The 515-nt window shown below is 66.0% G+C and carries 1 protein-coding gene; it reads left to right on the top strand.

All coding sequences use genetic code 11. From position 1 onward, the window contains the following. Positions 1-515, top strand: a 515-nt coding sequence (locus tag KUM49_RS38390) for a condensation domain-containing protein (protein WP_217241586.1), incomplete at both ends; no start/stop codon positions are given.

The following is a 515-nucleotide window of genomic DNA, read 5'->3' on the forward strand; positions in this document are numbered from 1 at the left end:
CCGATGGCGGTGCGGTTGTCGGGTGGGCTGGACCGGCGGGCGTTGGAGCGCGCGCTGTTGGATGTGCTGGGGCGGCATGAGGTGCTGCGGACGGTGTTTCCGGTGGCGGACGGGGAGCCGTATCAGCAGATCCTGTCGGTGGAGGAGTGCGGGTTCGAGCTGGCCGTCACCGAGGTGAGTGAGGACGAGCTCGGTGGTGCGGTGGCGCAGGCGCAGGCATGTGCCTTCGATCTGGGTGCTGAGATTCCGCTGCGTGCGTGGTTGTTCGGGGTGGGTCCCGATGAGCACGTACTCGTGGTGGTGGTGCATCACATCGCGGGGGACGGTTGGTCGTCCGCTCCTCTCAAGCGTGACCTGCTCTTCGCTTATGGGGCGCGGTGTGAGGGTCGGGTGCCGGTGTGGGATGCGTTGCCGGTTCAGTATGCGGATTATGCGTTGTGGCAGCGGGAGTTGCTGGGTGATGAGGGTGATCCGGCAAGTGTGCTGTCGCGTCAGGTGGAGTACTGGCGTGGTGC

Source organism: Streptomyces sp. AC555_RSS877, from assembly GCF_019049245.1.
In the GTDB taxonomy this organism is placed as follows: Bacteria; Actinomycetota; Actinomycetes; order Streptomycetales; family Streptomycetaceae; genus Streptomyces.